Below are 1,882 nucleotides of genomic sequence, written 5' to 3'. Positions count from 1 at the left end.
TCGACTCCGGCCGCAGCTCCAGGCCGGCGGCGTTGGCCCGCACCGAGACCTCCAACGCCTGGGTGGAGGCCCCGCCGAGCGCGAAGAAGTCGTCTTCGACCCCGACCCGCTCCACACCGAGCACCTCGGCCCAGATCTCGGCCAGCACCTGCTCGGTCCGGTCGCTCGGTGCGACGAACGCCGACCGGTGCGCAGCCGCGGCGGCTGCGTCGTCGGTGGCCAGCGCCCGGCGGTCCACCTTGCCGCTCGACGTCAGCGGCAGCGCGTCGATCGTCTTGAACACGGCCGGCACCATCGCGGCGGGCAGCTCGTCCAGCAGGAAGTGCCGCAGCTCGGCGGTTGACGGCACAGCGGCGGCCGCTTCCCTGTCGGCGGGCACGATGTGGGCGACCAGCAGGGTGCCGTCGGCTCTCGCCGACTCCGGCGCCCGCACCGCCACCACCGCGCTCTCGGCGATCGCGGGATGGTTGGTCAGCGCGGCTTCGATCTCGCCCGGCTCGATGCGGAAGCCGTTGATCTTCACCTGGTCGTCGATCCGGCCCAGGTATTCGATGTCGCCGCTGGGCAGGTACCGGGCCAGATCGCCGGTGCGGTACAGCAGCCGGCCGGAGTCGGCCGGGGCGAACGGGTCGGCGACGAAGCTGGCCGAGGTGGTCTCCGGCCGGTTGAGGTAGCCGCGCGCGACCCCGACACCGCCGATGTACAGCTCGCCGGCCACGCCCACCGGCACCGGCTGGCGCTGGCCGTCGAGCAGGTGGATGGCGATGTTGGCGATCGGCCGGCCGATCGGCACCCGCTGGTCGGTGACGCCGCGCCGACAGTGGAAGTGGGTGACGTCGATCGCGGCCTCGGTCGGGCCGTACAGGTTGTACAGCTCGGTCGGGACGTCGAACACAGCCAGGAACTGATCGCGCAGGTCGTACGGGAGCGCCTCGCCGCTGCAGAACACCCGGCGCAGGCCGGTGCACTCGGCCGAGGCCGGCTCGGCGAGGAACCGACGCAGCATGGACGGCACGAAATGCATTGTGGTGATGCGCTGTTCGACGATGGTGTGGGCCAGATACCCGGCGTCCTTGTGGCCTTCCGGCTTGGCGATCACCACTCGTGCGCCGACGATCAACGGCCAGAACAGCTCCCAGAGGCTGGGGTCGAAGCTGATCGGGGTCTTGTGCAGCACCCGGTCGTCGGCGTCCAGCGGGTAGGCGTCCTGCATCCACCGCAGCCGGTTGCGGATGCCGGCGTGGGTGTTGACCGCGCCCTTGGGGGTTCCGGTGGATCCCGACGTGTAGATCACGTAGGCGGTGCTCGCCGAGGTCGCCCCGCTCTGCGGGGCCCCGGCGTCGGCGTCGGCTTCCGGAGCGGGCTGGTCCAGGCAGAGCCGGGAGCCGGTGAACTCCGGCGGCACCTGCCCCAGGTGTCTGCGGTGGGTGACGCAGACCGGCGTCTCCGGGATGTCGGCCAGCATCGCGGCCATCCGGTGGCTGGGCTGGGCCGGGTCCAGCGGCAGGAACGCGCCGCCGGCCTTGAGCACGCCGAGCAGCGCCACCACCAGGTCCTCGGAGCGGTCCAGCAGCACCGGAACCACCACCTCCGGGCCGACGCCGAGCCGCTGCAGCCGATGCGCCAGCGTGTTGGCCCGGCCGTCCAGCTCGGCGTAGGAGAGGTCGCGACCGTCGCAGCTCACCGCGGTGGCGTCCGGCACCCGGGCGGCGGTCGCCGCCACCAGCTGGTGCAGGCAGTCCGGGCCGTCATAGTCGACCCGGGTGTCGTTCCAGGCCGCGATCCGGCGGCGCTCGTCGTCGGTGAGCAGCGGCAGCTGCCCGATCGGCGCGTCCGGAGCGGCCGCCATCGCGTCGGCGAGGATGGTGAAGTGCCGGGCCAT

1 protein-coding gene is annotated in these 1,882 nt (G+C 72.5%); it reads right to left on the bottom strand.

Annotated features, from left to right (window positions below):
* The coding region (locus AC2VNT_RS02115; RefSeq protein ID WP_486945281.1) for an amino acid adenylation domain-containing protein at nt 1-1,882 on the bottom strand (1,882 nt) is incomplete at both ends.

The sequence above is a fragment of the Mycobacterium sp. TH-M15 genome, from assembly GCF_057473705.1.
This window is presented reverse-complemented; position numbering and strand designations above follow the sequence as displayed.